The organism is Streptomyces sp. YIM 98790 (genome assembly GCF_011421595.1).
Classification (GTDB): domain Bacteria; phylum Actinomycetota; class Actinomycetes; order Streptomycetales; family Streptomycetaceae; genus Streptomyces.
The window spans coordinates 1-16440 of record NZ_WTLH01000064.1; the positions used below are offsets into that span (position 1 = coordinate 1).

The following is a 16440-nucleotide window of genomic DNA, read 5'->3' on the forward strand; positions in this document are numbered from 1 at the left end:
AGCGGGCCGCGCCGTTCCCGCGGGGCGGCCCGCCAGCCGCGGCCCGCGGCCACCGCCAGCCGCACCAGCCCGCGGCCCAGCATCAGCGGCGGACGCAGCCAGAGCCGGCTCGCCGCCCGGTTCACAGGGAGAGGCCGCCGAGCAGGCTGGCCAGGCTCTGCCCGCCGGCCCGGATGCTCGGCGCCACGGCGGTGCCCGCCAGATAGAAGCCGAACAGACCGCAGACGATCGCATGGGACGGTTTGAGCCCGTCCTTGCGGAAGAAAAGGAAGACAATGATTCCCAGCAGCACGACCCCGGACACCGAGAGAACCATCAGCACACCACCTCGCGTCTCAGCAGAAAGCGCACCGTCAGTACGCTAAGCGGTCAGAAGCACACTGACGGTATTTTCGGTGCATACAGGTGACTGCGCGGCAAAGGGGGCGACAGCCCGCCACCGGTCCGGCCACCGGCCCGGCCCCGGCCACCGGCAGGACCGTGCCGGAAGCAGCACGGACCCCGATAGTCTTGTGCCCGATCAAGGGGCAAGGAGGAGCAGTCACCATGACAGAGAGCACGGCGCCCCTGTCGCCACGGTCCCGCATCGCCGTGACGGCGGGCCGGGCGGCGGCAGCCGTATCGCGGGCCGCCGGCCGCGGCAGCGGGTCGGTCATCGGAGGACGCGTCGCGCTCAGGCTCGATCCCGAGCTGCTGCGCCGTCTCTCCGGCCACCTCGATATCGTGCTGGTCTCCGCGACCAACGGGAAGACCACCACCACCCGCCTGATCGCCGAGGCCCTGCGGGCCGTCGGCCAGGTGGTGTCCAACGCGCTGGGTGCCAACATGCCGGCCGGCATCACCTCCGCCCTCTCCCACGGCACCAGGGCCCGGTTCGGCGCCCTGGAGGTCGACGAGAAGTACCTCACCGCCGTGGCCGCCGAGGTCAACCCCAAGGTGATCGCGCTGCTCAACCTCTCCCGCGACCAGCTCGACCGGGCCGCCGAGACCCGCATGCTCGCCGACCACTGGCGCGAGGGGCTCAAGGACTCCAAGGCCGTCGTGGTGGCCAACTGCGACGACCCGCTGGTCACCTGGGCGGCCTCGGACAGCCCCAATGTGGTCTGGGTGGCGGCCGGCCAGGAATGGAAGGACGACGCCTGGTCCTGCCCGTCCTGCGGCGGCGTGCTCCAGCGCCCCGAGGGCGGCTGGGCCTGCGCCGAGTGCGGCTTCGGCCGTCCCAGCCCCACCTGGGCGCTGTCCGGGGAGACGGTGCTCGACCCGCACGGCACGGCCTGGCCGATCCGGCTCCAGCTGCCCGGCCGCGCCAACCGGGCCAACGCCGCCACCGCCGCGGCCGTGGCCGCCGTCTTCGGGGTCGCCCCGCGCACCGCCCTGGAACGCATGTACCAGGTGACGGCCGTGGCCGGCCGCTACGACACGGTTGCCTGGCAGGACCGCGAACTGCGCCTGCTGCTGGCCAAGAACCCGGCCGGCTGGCTGGAGACGTTCTCCCTCATCGACCCGCCCCCCGCTCCGGTACTGCTGTCGGTCAACGCCCGCAGCGCGGACGGCACCGACACCTCCTGGCTGTGGGACGTGGACTACACCCGCCTCACCGGCCACCCGATCGTGGTGGTGGGCGACCGACGGCTGGACCTCGCCGTCCGGCTGGAGGTGGCCGGGCAGAACTTCCAGGTCTTCGACACCGTCGAGGAGGCGGTACGGGCCAGCGCGCCCGGCCGCATCGAGGCCATCGCCAACTACACCGCCTTCCAGGACCTGCGCCGCGCCGTCGGCAACTGACCGCAACCGAAGGAAGCCAGCAGCATGAGCGAATCCAGCCTCCGGGTGGTGTGGGTCTACCCGGATCTGCTCAGCACCTACGGTGACCAGGGCAACGCCCTGGTCACCGCCCGCCGGGCGCAGCAGCGCGGCCTGAAGGTCACCCGCATCGACGTCCGTTCCGACCAGCGCATCCCCACCTCGGGCGACATCTATCTGATCGGCGGCGGCGAGGACCGCCCGCAGCGGCTGGCCGCCGAGCGGCTCCAGCGCGACGGCGGCCTGCAGCGGGCGGTGGACAACGGCGCCATCGTCTTCGCGGTCTGCGCCGGCTACCAGATCATCGGCCACGAGTTCGTCAACGACCTGGGTGAGCGCCAGTCCGGCCTGGGCCTGCTCGACGTGGTGACGGTGCGGGGCGAGGGCCCCCGCTGCGTCGGCGACGTGCTGGCCGACATCGACGACCGGCTCGGCCTGCCGCAGCTCACCGGTTTCGAGAACCACCAGGGCGTCACCCGGCTCGGCCAGGGCGTGCGCCCCTTCGCCCGGGTCCGGATCGGCCGCGGCAACGGCACCGGCGACGGCACCGAGGGCGCCTGGCGCGACACCGTGATCGGCACCTACATGCACGGCCCGGTGCTGGCCCGCAACCCCCAGGTGGCCGACCTGCTGCTCAAGCTGGCCCTGGACGTCAACGCGCTGCCGCCGGTGGACGACCGCTGGTACGAGGCGCTGCGCGCCGAGCGGATCGCCGCCGCCCGCCAGCCCGCCTGAGCCGGGCGCCGGCCGCGCGCCGCGCCCGCCCCCGGCCGGGGACCGGACCGGGGGCGGTCCTATCCTGGTTGCGCCCCGGGCATCTCCGGCCGGACACCCGGAACCGGGGCAGATCGGGAGCGACGGGATGGATCACGACGGCATGCAGGGCGGCGCCGGCCACGACGGGCACGGGACGGGGCTGCCGCCCCTCACCCTGCTGCGGGCCCTGGAGCTCTCTCCCGACCCGGTCTTCCTCTCCGCCTGCCTGCTCGCCGCGGGACTCTACGGGTGGGGCGTGCTCCGGCTGCGCCTGCGGGGCGACGCCTGGCCGGCCGGCCGCACCGCCGCGTTCGCCCTGGGCGTGCTGTCGATCGCGCTGGTCACCTGCACCGCCCTCAACGACTACGGCATGGTGCTGTTCAGCGCGCACATGACGCAGCACATGGTGATCTCCATGCTGTCGCCGATCCTGCTGCTGCTCGGCGCGCCGGTCACCCTGGCGCTGCGCGCCCTGCCCACGGCCGGACGGGGCCGGACCGGCCCCCGGGAGATGCTGACCGCCTTTCTGCACTCCGGCTACGTCCGGGCGGTGACCAGCCCGCTGTTCACCATCCCGGTGTTCATCGCCAGCCTCTACGGGCTGTACTTCACCTCGCTGTTCGACTTCCTGATGGGCAGCCGCCCCGGCCACGTGGCGATGATGGTGCACTTCCTGGCCGTGGGACTGGCGTTCTTCTGGCCGATCATGGGCGTGGACCCGGGCCCGCACCGGCCCGGCCACCTGATGCGCATGCTGGAACTCTTCGCCACCATGCCGTTCCACGCCTTCTTCGGCATCGCCCTGATGATGGCCACCGGCCCCATGGTGGAGACCTACGCCGACCCGCCCGCCTCGCTGGGCACGGACGCGGTCGCCGACCAGACCGCGGCCGGCGGCATCGCCTGGGCCTTCAGCGAGATCCCCTCGGTGATCGTGCTGATCGCCCTGGTCGTGCAGTGGTACCTCTCCGAGGACCGCCGGGCGCGCCGGCTGGACCGGGCGGCGGACCGGGACGGGGACCGGGACCTCGCCGCCTACAACGCCTATCTGGCCTCCCTGGAGAGCCGCCCCTGACCCGCCGGTCCGCCCGCACGGACGGTCCGCCCGCACCGCGCGGACCGCCGCCCGCACCGGGCAGGCCGCCGGTCAGTCCTCCCCGGCGGCCTCGGCCGCGGCGCACATGGCCCGCGCGATCAGCTCCAGATCCTCGTCCGAGGAGACGTACGGCGGCATGGCGTAGATCATCTCCCGGTACGGCCGCAGCCACACCCCCTCGGCCAGGGCGGCCCGGGAGGCGCGCGCCACATCCACCGGCCGGTCCGTCTCCACCACCGCGATCGCGCCCAGCGTGCGCACCTCCCGCACGTGCGGCAGTCCGGCGGCCGGCTTCAGCGCCGTGGCCAGCCGGTCCCCGATCGCCGCCACGCGCCCGGCCCAGTCGCCCTGCGTCAGCAGCTCCAGACTGGCCTCGGCCACCGCGCAGGCCAGCGGATTGGCCATGTAGGTCGGGCCGTGGTTGAGCTGCGGGTGTTCCCCGGCGGCGATCCCCTCGGCCACCCGCGAGGTGCACAGCGTCGCGGCCAGCGTCAGGTAGCCGCCGGTCAGCGCCTTGCCCACGCACATGATGTCCGGCACCACCCCGGCGTGTCCGGCCGCGAACATCTGTCCCGTGCGGCCGAATCCGGTGGCGATCTCGTCGAAGACCAGCAGGACCCCGTGCCGGTCGCACAGCTCCCGCAGGATCCGCAGATAGGCCGGCTGGTGGAAACGCATCCCGCCCGCGCCCTGCACCACCGGCTCCACGATCACCGCCGCCAGTTCGTCCGCGTGCCCGGCCACCGTCCGGGCCAGGTGGTCCGCGTACGCCTCGTCCACCGGGGCGTCGAACCCGGCCGGCGGCAGTCCGGCGAACACATGACGGGGCAGCAGCGGCGCCCACAGGTGGTGCATGCTGTTGTCCGGATCGGACAGCGACATCGCCTGCCAGGTGTCGCCGTGGTAGCCGCCGCGCCAGGTCAGCAGCCGGTGCTTGGCCGGGCGGCCGCGGGAGTGCCAGTACTGGAGCGCCATCTTCACGGCCACCTCCACCGACACCGACCCGGAGTCGCAGAAGAAGACATGCGACAGATCACCCGGGGCGAGTCCGGCCAGCCGCCGGGCCAGCCGGACCGCGGGCTCGTGGGTGAGCCCGCCGAACATCACATGGCTCATGGCGTCCAGCTGCCGGCGCGCCGCCCGGTTCAGCACCGGGTGGTTGTAGCCGTGCACCGCCGCCCACCACGACGACATGCCGTCCACCAGCTCCCGCCCGTCGGCCAGCCTGATCCGGGTGCCGGCCGCGCCCGCCACCGGCAGCGCCCCGGCCGGGTCGGGATGCGGTGCGTACGGATGCCAGACATGCCTGCGGTCCAGCGCGGAGATCTCCGGCCCGGTCAGCGGAGCGGGGGGTGGTGCGGAGTGCGTCATGGGCCCTCGGGTCGGCTCGGGGTGCGCGGTCCCGGCCGACGCTACCGGTGCGGCCGTGCACTTCTCACGGGCGGATGGTGACAGAGGGGACTGTGCCGCCCCTGTCACGGCCTGACAACGTGATGTCCGGGAGTCACCACGCCGCCGAGGAGACCGATGGACAAGCGGTACGAAGTCTTCTGCCTCGCCGACCGCCGCTTCTACGAGACCCCGGACCGGATCGCCCGCTCCGGGGAGCCGGGCGCGGACGGCGCCGGGGACCTGTTCGGCACGGCGCGCCGCCCGGTGCCCGAGGGCTGGCGCTCCGAGCGCTCCGGGGACTGGCTCCACCTGCACCCGCCCGCCGTCCGGATGCCGCTGCAGGGGTGGAAGATCCATGCCTCCGCCTGCCAGGACAACGCCGACCGGATCGCCGCCGAGGTGTGGGACCACTGTGTGCCGCGGCGCATCCCGTTCAAGTTCGTGCCCGGCCGCAGCCTGCTCTTCCTGCGCAACTCCAAGTACGCCGGCCGGGACTCCAGCGGCAAGTTCGCCACGCTGTATCCCTGCGACGAGGACCAGCTGCGCACCGTGCTGGAGGAGCTGGGCGAGCGGCTGGCCGGCGAGCCCGGCCCGTACATCCTCACCGATCTGCGCTGGCGGAGCGGGCCGCTCCACGTGCGCTGGGGAGCCTTTGCCCCGCGCCGCTGCGACAACGGCTCCGGCACCCTGGTGCCCGCCGTGGAGGACCCGGCCGGCCGGCTGGTCCCGGACCGCCGCGACCCGGTGTTCTCGCTGCCGGGATGGGTCACCCTGCCCGCCTTTCTGGAACCCGAACTCGCCGCCCGCAACGGCGTCACCGTCGCGGACCTGCCCTACCGCATCGAGGAGGCGCTGCACTTCTCCAACGGCGGCGGGGTCTACCGGGGCACCGACCTGCGCAGCGGCCGGTCCGTGGTGCTCAAGGAGGCCCGCCCGCACGCCGGGCTGGCCGCCGACGGCGCCGACGCGGTGACCCGGCTGCGGCGCGAGAGGGCCGCCCTGGACCGGCTGGCCGGGCTGTCCGTCGCCCCGGCCGTGCGGGACTGGCTCACCGTGGGCGAGCACCGGTTCCTGGTCATGGACCATGTGCCCGGCCGCACCCTGAACTCCTTCTTCGCGGAACGCCACCCGCTGCTGTCGCCGGACCCGGACCCGGCGGCCGTGGACGACTACACCCGCTGGGCGCTGGAGGTCCACGCCGCGGTGGAGCGCGCCGTGGCCGCCCTGCACGGCCGCGGCGTGGTCTTCAACGACCTGCACATGTTCAACATCATGGTCGGGCCCGACGAGAAATCCGTCACCCTGCTGGACTTCGAGGCCGCCCGGCTGACCGGGGACACGCCCGGGGACACCATCCGGCAGACCGTCGCGCATCCCGGTTTCCTGGCCCCCGCGGACCGCTCCGGCTACGGCATCGACCGCTATGCCCTGGCCTGCCTGCGGCTGGCGCTGTTCGTGCCGATGACCACGCTGCTGGCCATGGACCGGGGGAAGGCCGCCCACCTGGCCGAGGTGGCGGCCGGCCAGTTCCCGTCGCTGCCCCGGGACTTCCTGCGGGAGGCGGTGGCCGAGATCACCGCCGGGACCTCCGGTGCCCCGCCGTCCGGCACGCCCGGGCCGCGCCGGAGGCCCCGGCCGGGCAGCCCGGAGCCGCGGCCGCCCGAGCCCGCGGACTGGCCGCGCAGCCGGGATGCCATGGTCCGGGCCATCCTCGCCTCCGCCACCCCGGACCGCGACGACCGGCTCTTCCCCGGCGACATCGCCCAGTTCGCCACCGGCGGCGGGCTCGGCCTGGCCCACGGTGCCGCCGGGGTGCTCTACGCCCTGGCCGAGACCGGCGCCGGACCGTGGCCGGAGGGCGAGCGCTGGCTGCTGCGGCGCGCCGCCGACCCGCCCGAGGGGACCGCGCCGGGACTCTGGGACGGCCTGGCGGGCGTCGCCCACGCCCTGCACCGTCTCGGGCACACCGACGCCGCGGTCGCGGTGGTCCGCCGGGTGCTCGGCGAGCGCTGGGAGCGGCTGCCGGCCCACCTGCACGGCGGACTGGCCGGCCTGGGCCTGGTGCTGGACGAACTGGCCGCCGCCACCGGTGACCCGGCCCTGGACCGCAGTGCCGCCCGGGCCTGCGAACTGGCCGCCGACCGGGTCTTCGATCCGCCCGAGCCGCGCACGCCCGGCGCCCGGCGCGCCGGACTGCTGTACGGCGCCGCCGGCCCGGCCCTGCTCTTCCTGCGCCGCCGCGAACGCACCGGCGACGCCGCCCTGCTGGCCGCGGCCGAGGCCGCGCTCTCCCGCGACCTGGCACACTGCGTGCCCGGCCGGGACGGCGCCCTGGCCGTCGACGAGGGCCGTCGCACCATGCCCTACCTGGGCGAGGGAAGCGTGGGCATCGCCGCCGTGCTGGACGACTACCTGGCCGTCGCGGAACACCCCGGCTTCGAGCGGGCCCGGCGCGGCATCCTGCCCGCCGCCAGGCTCCGCTACTACGCCCAGCCCGGCCTGTTCCAGGGCAGGGCCGGCATGATCTGGCACCTGGCCCGGACCACCACGCCGGGCGTCCGCGCGGCCGACCTGGCCGCCCAGACCGAGGCCCTGGGCTGGCACGCCATGCCCTGCCCCGGCGGGCTGGCCTTCCCCGGCGAGCAGCTGCTGCGGCTCTCCATGGACCTTGCCACCGGTACCGCCGGCTGCCTGCTGGCGCTGGGCGCGGCCCTCGGCGCACCCGCCGCCCGCCGCCCGCGCCTGCCCTTCCTGCCGCCTCCGGGCGGCGGGCCACGGACCGGTCCCCGACCGGGGGCCGCACGGGAGGAAATCCTCTCCGGCGGGGTGTGAACCCGGCGCCCCGCAGCCCATCCCACCGCGATCCGCACGATCCATACGAGAAAGGAGCCGAGATGTCGCTTCTCGACCTGCAGAGCATGGAGACGCCGGAAACCACCGGCGGCGGCGGTGACGACAGCAGCGCCAGCCTGCTGCTGTGCGACAAGCACAGCTCGCACAGCAACCTGCTGTGCCTCTGAGCGGCCGCGAGCCGCGACAGCGGACGGCCCCGGGCGGACACCGCCCGGGGCCGTCCCCGTTCCCGTTCGTGCGCCGTGCGCCGTGCGCCGTGGCCGGCGGGCCGTCAGACCCAGCCGGCCGTCCGGGCGATGCGGATCGCGTCCACCCGGTTGCGGGCACCCGTCTTGTGGATGACCGCGGCCAGATAGTTCCGCACCGTGCCGCGGGCCAGCGACAGCGTTGCGGCGATCTCCGACACCGGCGCCCCGTCCGCCGCCAGCGCCAGCACACTCAGCTCGCGCCGGGTGAGCGGCATCTGCGCGGCCCGGAGGAAGTCCCGGGCCAGCGCGTCGTCCACGAACGGCTTCTTCTGCGCCACCTGCCGGACGGCGTCCAGCAGCAGTTCCGGTGCTGCGTCCTTGCTGACGAAACCGAGCGCCCGGGCCTCGGAGGCCTGCCGCAGCAGACCGGGGCGCCCTCCCTCCAGCAGCACCAGCAGCGCGGCCCCGTCCGGCTCCGGCCCCGGACAGTCCCGGGAGTCCAGGTCCACCAGGCACACGTCCGCCTCCGGGGAGCCGTGCCCGGCACGGGCGGCCTCCTCCCACGACGAAGCGGTGGCCACATGGATGTCCGGGTGCCGGTCCATCAGTGAGGCCAGTGCCGAGCGGAGCAGCGGTTTGTCGTGCACGAGAAGTAAGCGGATCACGAAGTGCCCTCCCTGAAATGCCGGCACCTGCTTGTGGATCAGCACTCCCCAGTGTCCGTCCCTCCCCGCTCCTGCCCGCCGTACCCGGGATAATCCCGGACACACCGGTTCTTCAAGAATGTTCCTGTTCGGGGAGATCCCACGGCCGAACGGAAGGGACCGGCGGCGTGCCGGGAGCCCGGTGGCGGCCGGTCAGCTCGGCCACGGCCCGCAGCAGCCGGTCGATGTGGTCCGCCGGGGTGGCCGCCCCGAAGCTGACCCGCACCGCGCTGAGCGGCCCGCCGCATCCCGTGTCCGGTTGCCGGCCGGCGCCGTCCAGCAGCGCCCGCACCAGCGGGTGGGCGCAGAACAGCCCGGCCCGCACCCCGATGCCGTAGCGGTCGGAGAGCGCGGCCGCGAAGTCCCCGCCGTCCCAGCCCGACACGGTGAACGACACCACGGCGATGCGCGCCGCATCCGGACCGAACAGGCTCAGCGGACGCACCGCGGGCAGCTCCGAAAGCCCCTCGCACAGCCGGAGCAGCAGCCGCTCCTCGTACGCGGCCAGCGCCTCGTGCCCGGCGGCCGCCAGGGTCTCGCAGGCCACCGCGACGGCCAGCGCGCCGATCACGTTCGGCGAACCGGCCTCGTGCCGGGCCGCGCCCGTCACCCATTCCACGGCCGGGCGGCCGTCCGCGTCCCGGGCCACCGTCCGGCTCGCCCCGCCGCCCGCCAGGTAGGGCTCGGCGGCCGCCAGCCAGTCGCCCCGCCCGGCCAGCACCCCGGCGCCGAACGGGGCGTAGAGCTTGTGACCGGAGAACGCCGCCCAGTCCACGCCCAGGGCGGCGATGTCCACCGGGCGGTGCGGTGCGAGCTGGGCCGCGTCCAGCACGATCCGGGCGCCGTGCCGGTGCGCCACCGCGGCCAGTTCGCGCACCGGCCACAGCTCCCCGGTGACATTGGAGGCGCCGGTCACGCACACCAGCCGGGGGCCGTCCGGCGCTGCGGCGAGTGCCTCGGCCAGGGTCTGCACCGCCTCCTCCGGCGAGCGCGGCGCCGGCAGCCAGCGGGTGCCGGCACGCCGCCAGGGCAGCAGCGCGGCGTGGTGCTCGGTCTCGAAGACGAACACCCGGGTGCCGGCCGGCAGCGCGGCGGCCAGCAGATTGAGCGCATCGGTGGTGGAGCGGGTGAAGATCACCTGGTCGCCGGGGCGGCAGCCGAGAAAGGCGGCCACCGTGGCCCGGCACCGCTCGTACAGCTCGGTGGAGAGCCGGGACAGCCGGCCGGCGCCCCGGTGCACGCTGGAGCAGGACGGGGCATAGGCCGCGACCGCGTCCCAGACCTGGCGCAGCACCGGGGCGCCGGCCGCGCAGTCCAGGGCGGCGTACTCGGCCCCGCCCCCGCCGGCCAGCGGCACCCGCACCCCCGCGCCCAGCACGGACAGCGGAGTGCCCCCGGCCGCGACGGAGGACGCGCAGGAGCCGGGGGAAGCGGGTGGGGCGGGGAAGCCGGACAGAGCGGAAGCGGTGGCGGAAGCCGTGGCGGAAGCAGCAGACATGGCGGTTTCTCCCGTGAATCCGTACTTGCCGCGGACCCTGCGCCCGCGGCCTGGTCGTCACCCGGGGCACCCCGCCACGGAGGAGGGTTGCCGGACAGCGGGCCGGGGCCTTCGTCGCCGTCACTCATGACCTTGGGAAGAGTGTGCACCCGTGGGGGCGCCGCCTTCCCTCCGTCTCAATGTCCGGACATCTCGGGGTGCTGCCGGACCGGGTCCGCCGGGTCCGGTCCCGCCCGCCGGGGCGGCACCGGACCCGGCCGGCCGTCAGCCGGCCGGCACCGGCACCTCCCGTTCCGGCGCCGCGCGCCGCACCCGGGTCTGGGTGAACACCAGCGCGGCTGCCGCGACCAGCATCAGCAGCGCCAGTCCCGCCGCGTAGGAACCCCAGCTTCCGTAGACCGCGCCCATCACCAGCGGCGGCACGAAGCCGCCGAGACCGCCCGCGGCGCCCACCACACCCGTCACCGAGCCGACCCTGCCGGCCGGGGTCGCCAGGGCGACCAGCGCGAAGGTGGCACCGCTGCCGACGCCCAGCGCCGCGCCCATGGCCAGGCAGGCGGCCGTGCCCGCGAAGGCCAGCGGGGGAGTGAACGTCTGGACCAGCGCGCCCGCCGTGACCAGGGCCAGCGAGGCGTTGAGCACCCGCACCGGCCCGTAGCGGTCCGACAGCCAGCCGCCGGCCGGACGCATCACCACCGCCAGCAGCACGAACCCGGCCATGCGGTTGGACGCGTCGGCGGGCGTGAGCCCGTAGGCGGTCTTCAGATACACCGGCAGGTAGACCGAGAAGGCCACGTAGCCGCCGAAGGTGACCGCGTACAGCGCCGACGCCTGCCAGGTGATCCGCAGCCGCATGGTGGCGGCCAGCCGCGCGGCCAGCGGCTCGGCGGGCACGGAGCGCCCGGGTGCGTCGCGCAGCAGCAGCGCCGCCGCCACCGCGTACGCCGCCAGCGCCCCGGCGGTCACCAGGAACGGCGTGGCCACGTCGCCGGCGTCGACCAGGCGGACGGTGGTCAGCGCGCTGATGGCGGTGCCGCCCATGCCGGCGCCGAACAGGCCGACCGCGAAGCCGCGCCGTTCCGGCGGGAACCAGGCGTTGACGAACGGCACCCCGACCGCGAAGGCGGTACCTGCGATGCCGAGGAAGAACCCGCCCGCCAGCAGCGCGATCAGCGAGTCATGCCCCCACAGCCCCAGGAACAGCACCGGCACGATGGTCACGGCCGACACCAGCGGGAACATCGTCCGCCCGCCGAACCGGTCGGTGAGCGCGCCCACCGGTATCCGGCCCAGCGAGCCCACCACCACGGGCACCGCCACCAGCAGCGACTGCTCGAACGAGGTGAGGTCCAGGGAGTCCTGGAAACGCGGTCCGAGCGGGCTGAGCAGCGCCCAGGCCCAGAAGTTCAGGCCGAAGCCCAGGAGGGCCAGGGCCAGCATCAGTCCGCGCCGCCCGGACGGGGGCGTGGTGAGGCCGCGGGCGAGCGCCGCGGTGTCCGGGGGTACCGGCTGCTTGTCCATGACGGAACCTGCTCTCCAGAGTGCTGAGGAACGGGGGAAGTGCGGGACGTGCGGGATGCGCGGGATGCGCGGGGAGGACGGGGCGGGACCGGGCGGCGGTGGGAGCGGGCCGCTGCTCAGGTGGCCGGGAGCGCCGCGGCCAGCAGCACCACCCCGAGCGAACCGGTCAGCGAGGCGACGGCCAGCAGCCGCGCGGTCTCCGGCCGGCCCCGGGCATGCGCCGCGCCATGGCCGGCCGCCAGCCCCATCACCACCGTGAACAGCAGGAGCTTGACGGCCAGCAGCCGCCCGTAGCCCGGCTCGGCCAGCGACGCCCAGGTGACGCCCTTGTGCCCGGCCATCAGCAGCCCGGTGCCGAGCTGCAGCGGCAGGAACACCGCTCCGGTGAGCATGGCGAACCGTCGGCCCGCCTCCGGGACGAACCGGTCCCGTGCCTCCGGCGCCGGCAGCCGGCGCGCCAGCGGCAGCACCACCAGGGTCAGCACCAGCTGGCCCCCGACCCACAGCGCCGCCCCGGCCACGTGCACGAACCGGATCAGCGACCAGAGCCCGACCTCGCTCACGGCGTCACCTCCACCAGCCCGGCGGCGCCGCGTTCGGCGTGCCGCATGTCGTGGTCGACGAACGGGTAGTGGCCGGGCTCCGGGAACTCCGCCTCGGCGAACCCGCCCTGGGCCACCGCCAGTCCCAGAACCTGGGCACCGCCCGGGTCGCCGGGGCGCAGCAGGTAGGCGCCCTCCCGGTAGACGGTGTCGAAGACCGTGCCGACCACATGGAAGGCGGTGCCGTCGGAGGGCCCGGCCGCCACCACCCAGAACCTGGCCCGGTCCCCGGCCCGGACGGTCAGCGGCGCGTGCGTGTACTGCGCCGCCCCGCCGTTGAACACCCAGGCGTCCGGCCGTGCCTCGCGCATCCTGGCGACCTGCTCCTCGCTGCCCGGCTCGCCCAGGTAGAGCTGCGAGGAGACCAGCAGGTACTCGTGGTCGGCCGCGGGGAGATCCGGCGGGTCGATCACCACCGCGCCGTACATGCCGTTCCCCAGGTGCTGGAGCATCGGCGCGGTGGAGCAGTGGTAGAGCCAGGCACCTGCCCGTTCGGCGGTGAAGCGGTAGACCAGCCGTTCGCCGGGCCCGATCGTGCGCATCGGTCCGTCCGGGGCGAGCGCGCCGGCGTGGAAGTCGATGCCGTGCCCCATGGCGGCGTCGTTGACCAGGGTGATCTCGAAGGTGTCGCCGACCTTGCCGCGCAGCACGGGGCCGGGCGCGGTGCCGCCGAAGGTCCACATCCGCTGCACCACCCCGGGCGCGACCTCCACGTCGGCCTCCGTGACGTGGAGCTCCAGCCGGTGCAGCCGTCCCTTCGGGGCCGCGTCCAGCTCCGCCGGGTACGGCTGCCAGCCGGCCGAGTGCTCCGCCGCCAGGTCCGGCGCCGCCGGACCGTGCGCGGCACCGTCCTCGCCGCCGTTCCCGGCACCGTCCTCGCCGCCGGTGCCGCCGTGCGCGGCGGCGGGTCCGGTGACGTCGATGCGCATGGTCATGCCGGCGGCGCGGTGGCCGGGCACCGTGCACCACGCGTCCAGGCCGGCGGTGACCGGGCCCAGCTCCAGGGTGTGGCTCTCGCCCCAGCCCAGCATCGGGGTGGCCGGGCCGTCCTCGATCCGCAGATCGTGCTGCTGGGCGTCCTCGTTGGTGACCTCCAGCCGCAGCGCGGTGCCGCGCTCCACCTCGATCCGGGCCGGGCTCACGCTCATGCCGCGCAGGGTCACCTCCACCGTCCTCGTCCCGCCGGAGGCCACGGTGCCGGGGACGCCGGCCGCACCGTCGTCCGCCGTTCCGCCCGTTCCGCCCGTGGAATTGACCGCCAGCACGGCCAGCACGGTCAGCAGCACGCCCAGCCCGGCACCCAGCAGCGGTGTCCGCCGGGCCACCGCCTGCCGTCTTCCGCCGTCTGCGCCGTCCCGGTCGTCCGAGCCGTTCCCGGCGGCCCCGGCCCGCCGGGCCAGCACGATCGCCGCCAGCACCAGGAACGCCAAGCCGGAGCCCCCGGCCAGCAGCGCGCCGGCAGCGTCCGCCGGGCCGGGCAGCGGCAGGGCCAGCAGCAGGACCCCGGTGTTGAGCGCCGCCGTCCGGACCGCCCAGCCGCGGTTCAGCACCCCGGCCGCCGCGGACCGACCCGGACCGGCCCCGCCGAGCACCACCGGCAGCAGATGGGTCAGCGAACCCATCAGCACCTGCGCCACGAAACCGGTCAGCAGCACCGGCAGCAGCGCCTCCAGATCGCGCAGCAGGACCGCCGGCTCCCGGGTCGCCGTCAGCACCAGGTCGGTGGCCACCCCCGCCAGCAGCCAGCAGACCGAGGCGGCCAGCATCCAGGCCGCGCCGGTACGGGGCGCACGGCGCACCGCGGTGCGCAGGAACAGCACCGCCGCCCAGCCCGCGCCCGCCGCATACCCGGCCAGCCCGGCGGCGGCGGGCCAGCGCGCCCCGGCCAGCAGCCCGCCGCCCGCCAGCAGCAGCCCAGGAGCGGCCAGGAGCAGCACCCGGCGGGCCACCGGGACGGTCTCCGCGGCCATCGGCAGGCCCAGCACCGTGGGCCAGAGCATGAACAGGGTGCCCAGCACGGTCAGGCCCACCCAGCCGAGCAGATTGAGGTGCAGATGGGCCAGCTCCAGCCCGGTGTGCAGGCGGCCGCCCAGCAGCCCGGTGGCCATCGTCCCGCCGATCGCCGCGCCCAGGACCAGGGCCACCGCGGCAACCCGGTAGTACCCGGCCACCGGGGTGAGCCGCCCGCCCAGCGCGCCCCGGCCCATCCGCACCAGCACCACCAGATGCGCGGACACCGCGGCGATCACGCCCAGCGCCCCGGCACCGGCCAGCACCGGCAGGTCCGCCCGGACCCCGGTGAGCACCGCCGCCACCGAGAGATTGAGGCCGGCCAGCCGGACGTCGCTCCACCGCTCGTCCGGGGTGCGGGCGTGCAGCACGGCGGTGGCGAAGTGCTCGCTCCAGTGGAAGACGGCGGTGCTCACCGCGCCCAGCAGCAGAAGATGCACGGCCAGCCAGCGGGCCACCGGCAGCCAGTCGTGCCCGGCGGCGGCGGCGAGCGCCAGCACCAGCCAGCCGGCGATCACCGCGTGCACCCGGAGGTGCCGCCCGGCCCGCCGCTGTCCCGGCAGCACCGGCCGGCTCCCGCCCTTCGCGCCGTCCCCGCCGCTCCCGCCGCTCCCGGCCGCCGTCCCCGCCGGCACGATGGTGCGGCCGGCACCGGCCGCCGCGTCCGGCGCGGCGCCCGCCCCGCTCACGCCGCACCGCCCGTGGCCAGCAGGGGAGCGAGCTCCTCCTGGAAGGGGAAGCTGCCGGGCCGGTAGGCGCACCACGGCTCCTCGGCATACGGGTCGCGGGTCAGCCCGTAGGCCCGGGACCGGGAGCCGCCGCACACCCGGCGGAACTCGCACCGTCCGCACCGCCCGCCGAGCTTGTCCGCGTCCCGCAGCCCGGTGAACAGCCGGGAGCCGCGGTAGATCTCCGGCAGCGGGCTGCTGCGCACATCGCCCGCGGCCAGCGGCAGGAACCCGCTGGGGTGGACGGTTCCGGTATGGGAGACGAAGACGAAGCCCCGCCCGGCGTTGATGTCCAGCGGCGGACGCCGGCTCCGGCGCACCGCCTCGTCCAGCCCCAGGGTCCGCGCCCGGGCGCGCAGCCGCCGGTACAGCGCGCCCAGCCCCAGCACCGCCACGTGGTCCTCGCCGCGCTCGGCGAGGACCCGCCGCTGGAGCACCACCCGGCGGAAGTGGTGGGCCTCGGTCGTCTTGGCCGGGACGCTCAGCCCCACGTCGTAGACGAAATTGAGCACGTCCTCGGTCTCCCGCGCGGTGAGCCCGGACAGCAGGCTGCCCCGGCCGGTCGGCACCAGGAAGAAGGCGCTCCACACCACCGCCCGGTGTGCCTGCACCAGGCGCACGATGTACGGCAGGTCCTCCAGGTTGTGCCGGGTCACCGTGGTGTTGATCTGCACCTTCATCCCGAGGTCCAGCGCGGTGTCCCAGGCGTCCAGGGTCCAGCGGAACACCCCGGGCACGCCCCGGAAGCCGTCGTGCAGTCCGGCCGTGGAGCCGTCCAGGCTCAGTGAGAGCGCCGCGGCACCGGCCGCGTGCACCTCGCGCAGCGCCTGCCGGGTCAGGGTCGGGGTGCCGGACGGCGCCACCGCCGTGGACAGCCCCAGCTCCCGGCCGTGCCGGATCAGCTCCAGCAGATCCGGGCGCTGGAACGGGTCGCCCCCGGTGATCACGAACAGCGGGGCGGGGCGTCCGAACGACGCCACCTGGGCCAGCAGTTCCCGCGCGGCGGCGGTGTCCAGCTCGCGCGGGTCCCGGTCCGGCACCGCCTCGGCCCGGCAGTGCCGGCAGGCCAGCGGGCAGGCCCGGGTGGCCTCCCAGATCACGATGAACGGACGGTCCGCCACGTTCTGCCGCTGCCCGCGCAGCGCACGGGCCGCGGGCCGTCCCGGCGGGCGGACGGAGTCGGAAGCCGGGGGCCTGGCAGGCACCGGCTGCTGGTCGTACACGCTGAGAACCTCCGGAAAAGGACTTCCGAAAGCGTGCCAGCGCGGCCGGTCCCCCCACGGTGGCTG

At 75.3% G+C, this 16440-nt stretch carries 13 protein-coding genes and 1 riboswitch; of the genes, 5 read left to right on the forward strand and 8 right to left on the reverse strand.

Translation table 11 applies throughout. From position 1 onward, the window contains the following. Positions 1–121 precede the first annotated feature (121 nt). Positions 122–316: a hypothetical protein gene (locus tag GQS09_RS13280; protein WP_165986267.1), complete on the reverse strand. Its 195-nt coding sequence runs from the start codon at positions 314–316 to the stop codon at positions 122–124. Positions 317–546: 230 nt separating this feature from the next. Between GQS09_RS13280 and GQS09_RS13285 the strand changes: the two genes are divergently transcribed. The 3 genes from GQS09_RS13285 (at position 547) to GQS09_RS13295 (ending at position 3634) form a co-directional block, all read left to right on the forward strand. Then, the gene (locus tag GQS09_RS13285) at positions 547–1785 is read left to right on the forward strand and encodes a MurT ligase domain-containing protein (protein ID WP_165986251.1); all 1239 of its coding nucleotides are present in this window, start codon (positions 547–549) and stop codon (positions 1783–1785) included. A 24-nt stretch (positions 1786–1809) separates the two neighbouring features. Then, a complete protein-coding gene (locus tag GQS09_RS13290; RefSeq protein ID WP_165986252.1) occupies positions 1810–2538 on the forward strand; it encodes a type 1 glutamine amidotransferase in 729 nt (242 codons plus the stop codon). Between the two features lie 127 nt (positions 2539–2665). Next, positions 2666–3634, forward strand: a complete 969-nt coding sequence (locus GQS09_RS13295; protein ID WP_243761379.1) for a cytochrome c oxidase assembly protein — start codon at positions 2666–2668, stop codon at positions 3632–3634. Between the two features lie 72 nt (positions 3635–3706). Here the strand turns inward: GQS09_RS13295 and GQS09_RS13300 are convergent, their stop codons facing one another. Continuing rightward, the gene (locus GQS09_RS13300; RefSeq protein ID WP_165986253.1) at positions 3707–5026 is read right to left on the reverse strand and encodes an adenosylmethionine--8-amino-7-oxononanoate transaminase; all 1320 of its coding nucleotides are present in this window, start codon (positions 5024–5026) and stop codon (positions 3707–3709) included. A 156-nt stretch (positions 5027–5182) separates the two neighbouring features. Here GQS09_RS13300 and lanKC point away from each other — a divergent pair, with 156 nt between their 5' ends. Together lanKC and GQS09_RS13310 are read left to right on the forward strand one after the other, a co-directional pair. Beyond that, positions 5183–7879 carry a class III lanthionine synthetase LanKC gene (lanKC, locus tag GQS09_RS13305; protein WP_165986254.1) on the forward strand — a complete coding sequence of 899 codons (2697 nt, stop codon included), beginning with the start codon at positions 5183–5185 and terminating at the stop codon, positions 7877–7879. A gap of 62 nt (positions 7880–7941) precedes the next feature. After that, positions 7942–8067, forward strand: a complete 126-nt coding sequence (locus tag GQS09_RS13310) for a SapB/AmfS family lanthipeptide (protein ID WP_165986255.1) — start codon at positions 7942–7944, stop codon at positions 8065–8067. 104 nt (positions 8068–8171) lie between these two features. Here the strand turns inward: GQS09_RS13310 and GQS09_RS13315 are convergent, their stop codons facing one another. The 6 genes from GQS09_RS13315 to GQS09_RS13340 all read right to left on the reverse strand — a co-directional run bounded on the left by GQS09_RS13315 (position 8172) and on the right by GQS09_RS13340 (position 16374). After that, positions 8172–8753 (reverse strand): response regulator transcription factor, encoded by a 582-nt coding sequence (locus GQS09_RS13315; RefSeq protein WP_165986256.1) that lies wholly within the window; start codon positions 8751–8753, stop codon positions 8172–8174. A 112-nt stretch (positions 8754–8865) separates the two neighbouring features. After that, a complete protein-coding gene (locus GQS09_RS13320; RefSeq protein ID WP_165986257.1) occupies positions 8866–10290 on the reverse strand; it encodes an aminotransferase class V-fold PLP-dependent enzyme in 1425 nt (474 codons plus the stop codon). Positions 10291–10306: 16 nt separating this feature from the next. Further along, a riboswitch (SAM riboswitch) is annotated at positions 10307–10422 on the reverse strand. Positions 10423–10554: 132 nt separating this feature from the next. Continuing rightward, positions 10555–11730, reverse strand: coding sequence for an MFS transporter (locus GQS09_RS13325; RefSeq protein ID WP_165986269.1), 1176 nt, complete (start codon positions 11728–11730; stop codon positions 10555–10557). A 197-nt stretch (positions 11731–11927) separates the two neighbouring features. Then, the gene (locus GQS09_RS13330; RefSeq protein WP_165986258.1) at positions 11928–12374 is read right to left on the reverse strand and encodes a hypothetical protein; all 447 of its coding nucleotides are present in this window, start codon (positions 12372–12374) and stop codon (positions 11928–11930) included. Next, positions 12371–15112, reverse strand: coding sequence for a multicopper oxidase domain-containing protein (locus GQS09_RS30675; RefSeq protein ID WP_207957786.1), 2742 nt, complete (start codon positions 15110–15112; stop codon positions 12371–12373). The genes GQS09_RS13330 and GQS09_RS30675 overlap by 4 nt, the downstream gene beginning before the upstream one ends. Beyond that, complete coding sequence (locus GQS09_RS13340) at positions 15109–16374, reverse strand: TIGR04053 family radical SAM/SPASM domain-containing protein (RefSeq protein WP_313896117.1); 1266 nt, start codon at positions 16372–16374, stop codon at positions 15109–15111. The genes GQS09_RS30675 and GQS09_RS13340 overlap by 4 nt, the downstream gene beginning before the upstream one ends. Positions 16375–16440 lie beyond the last annotated feature (66 nt).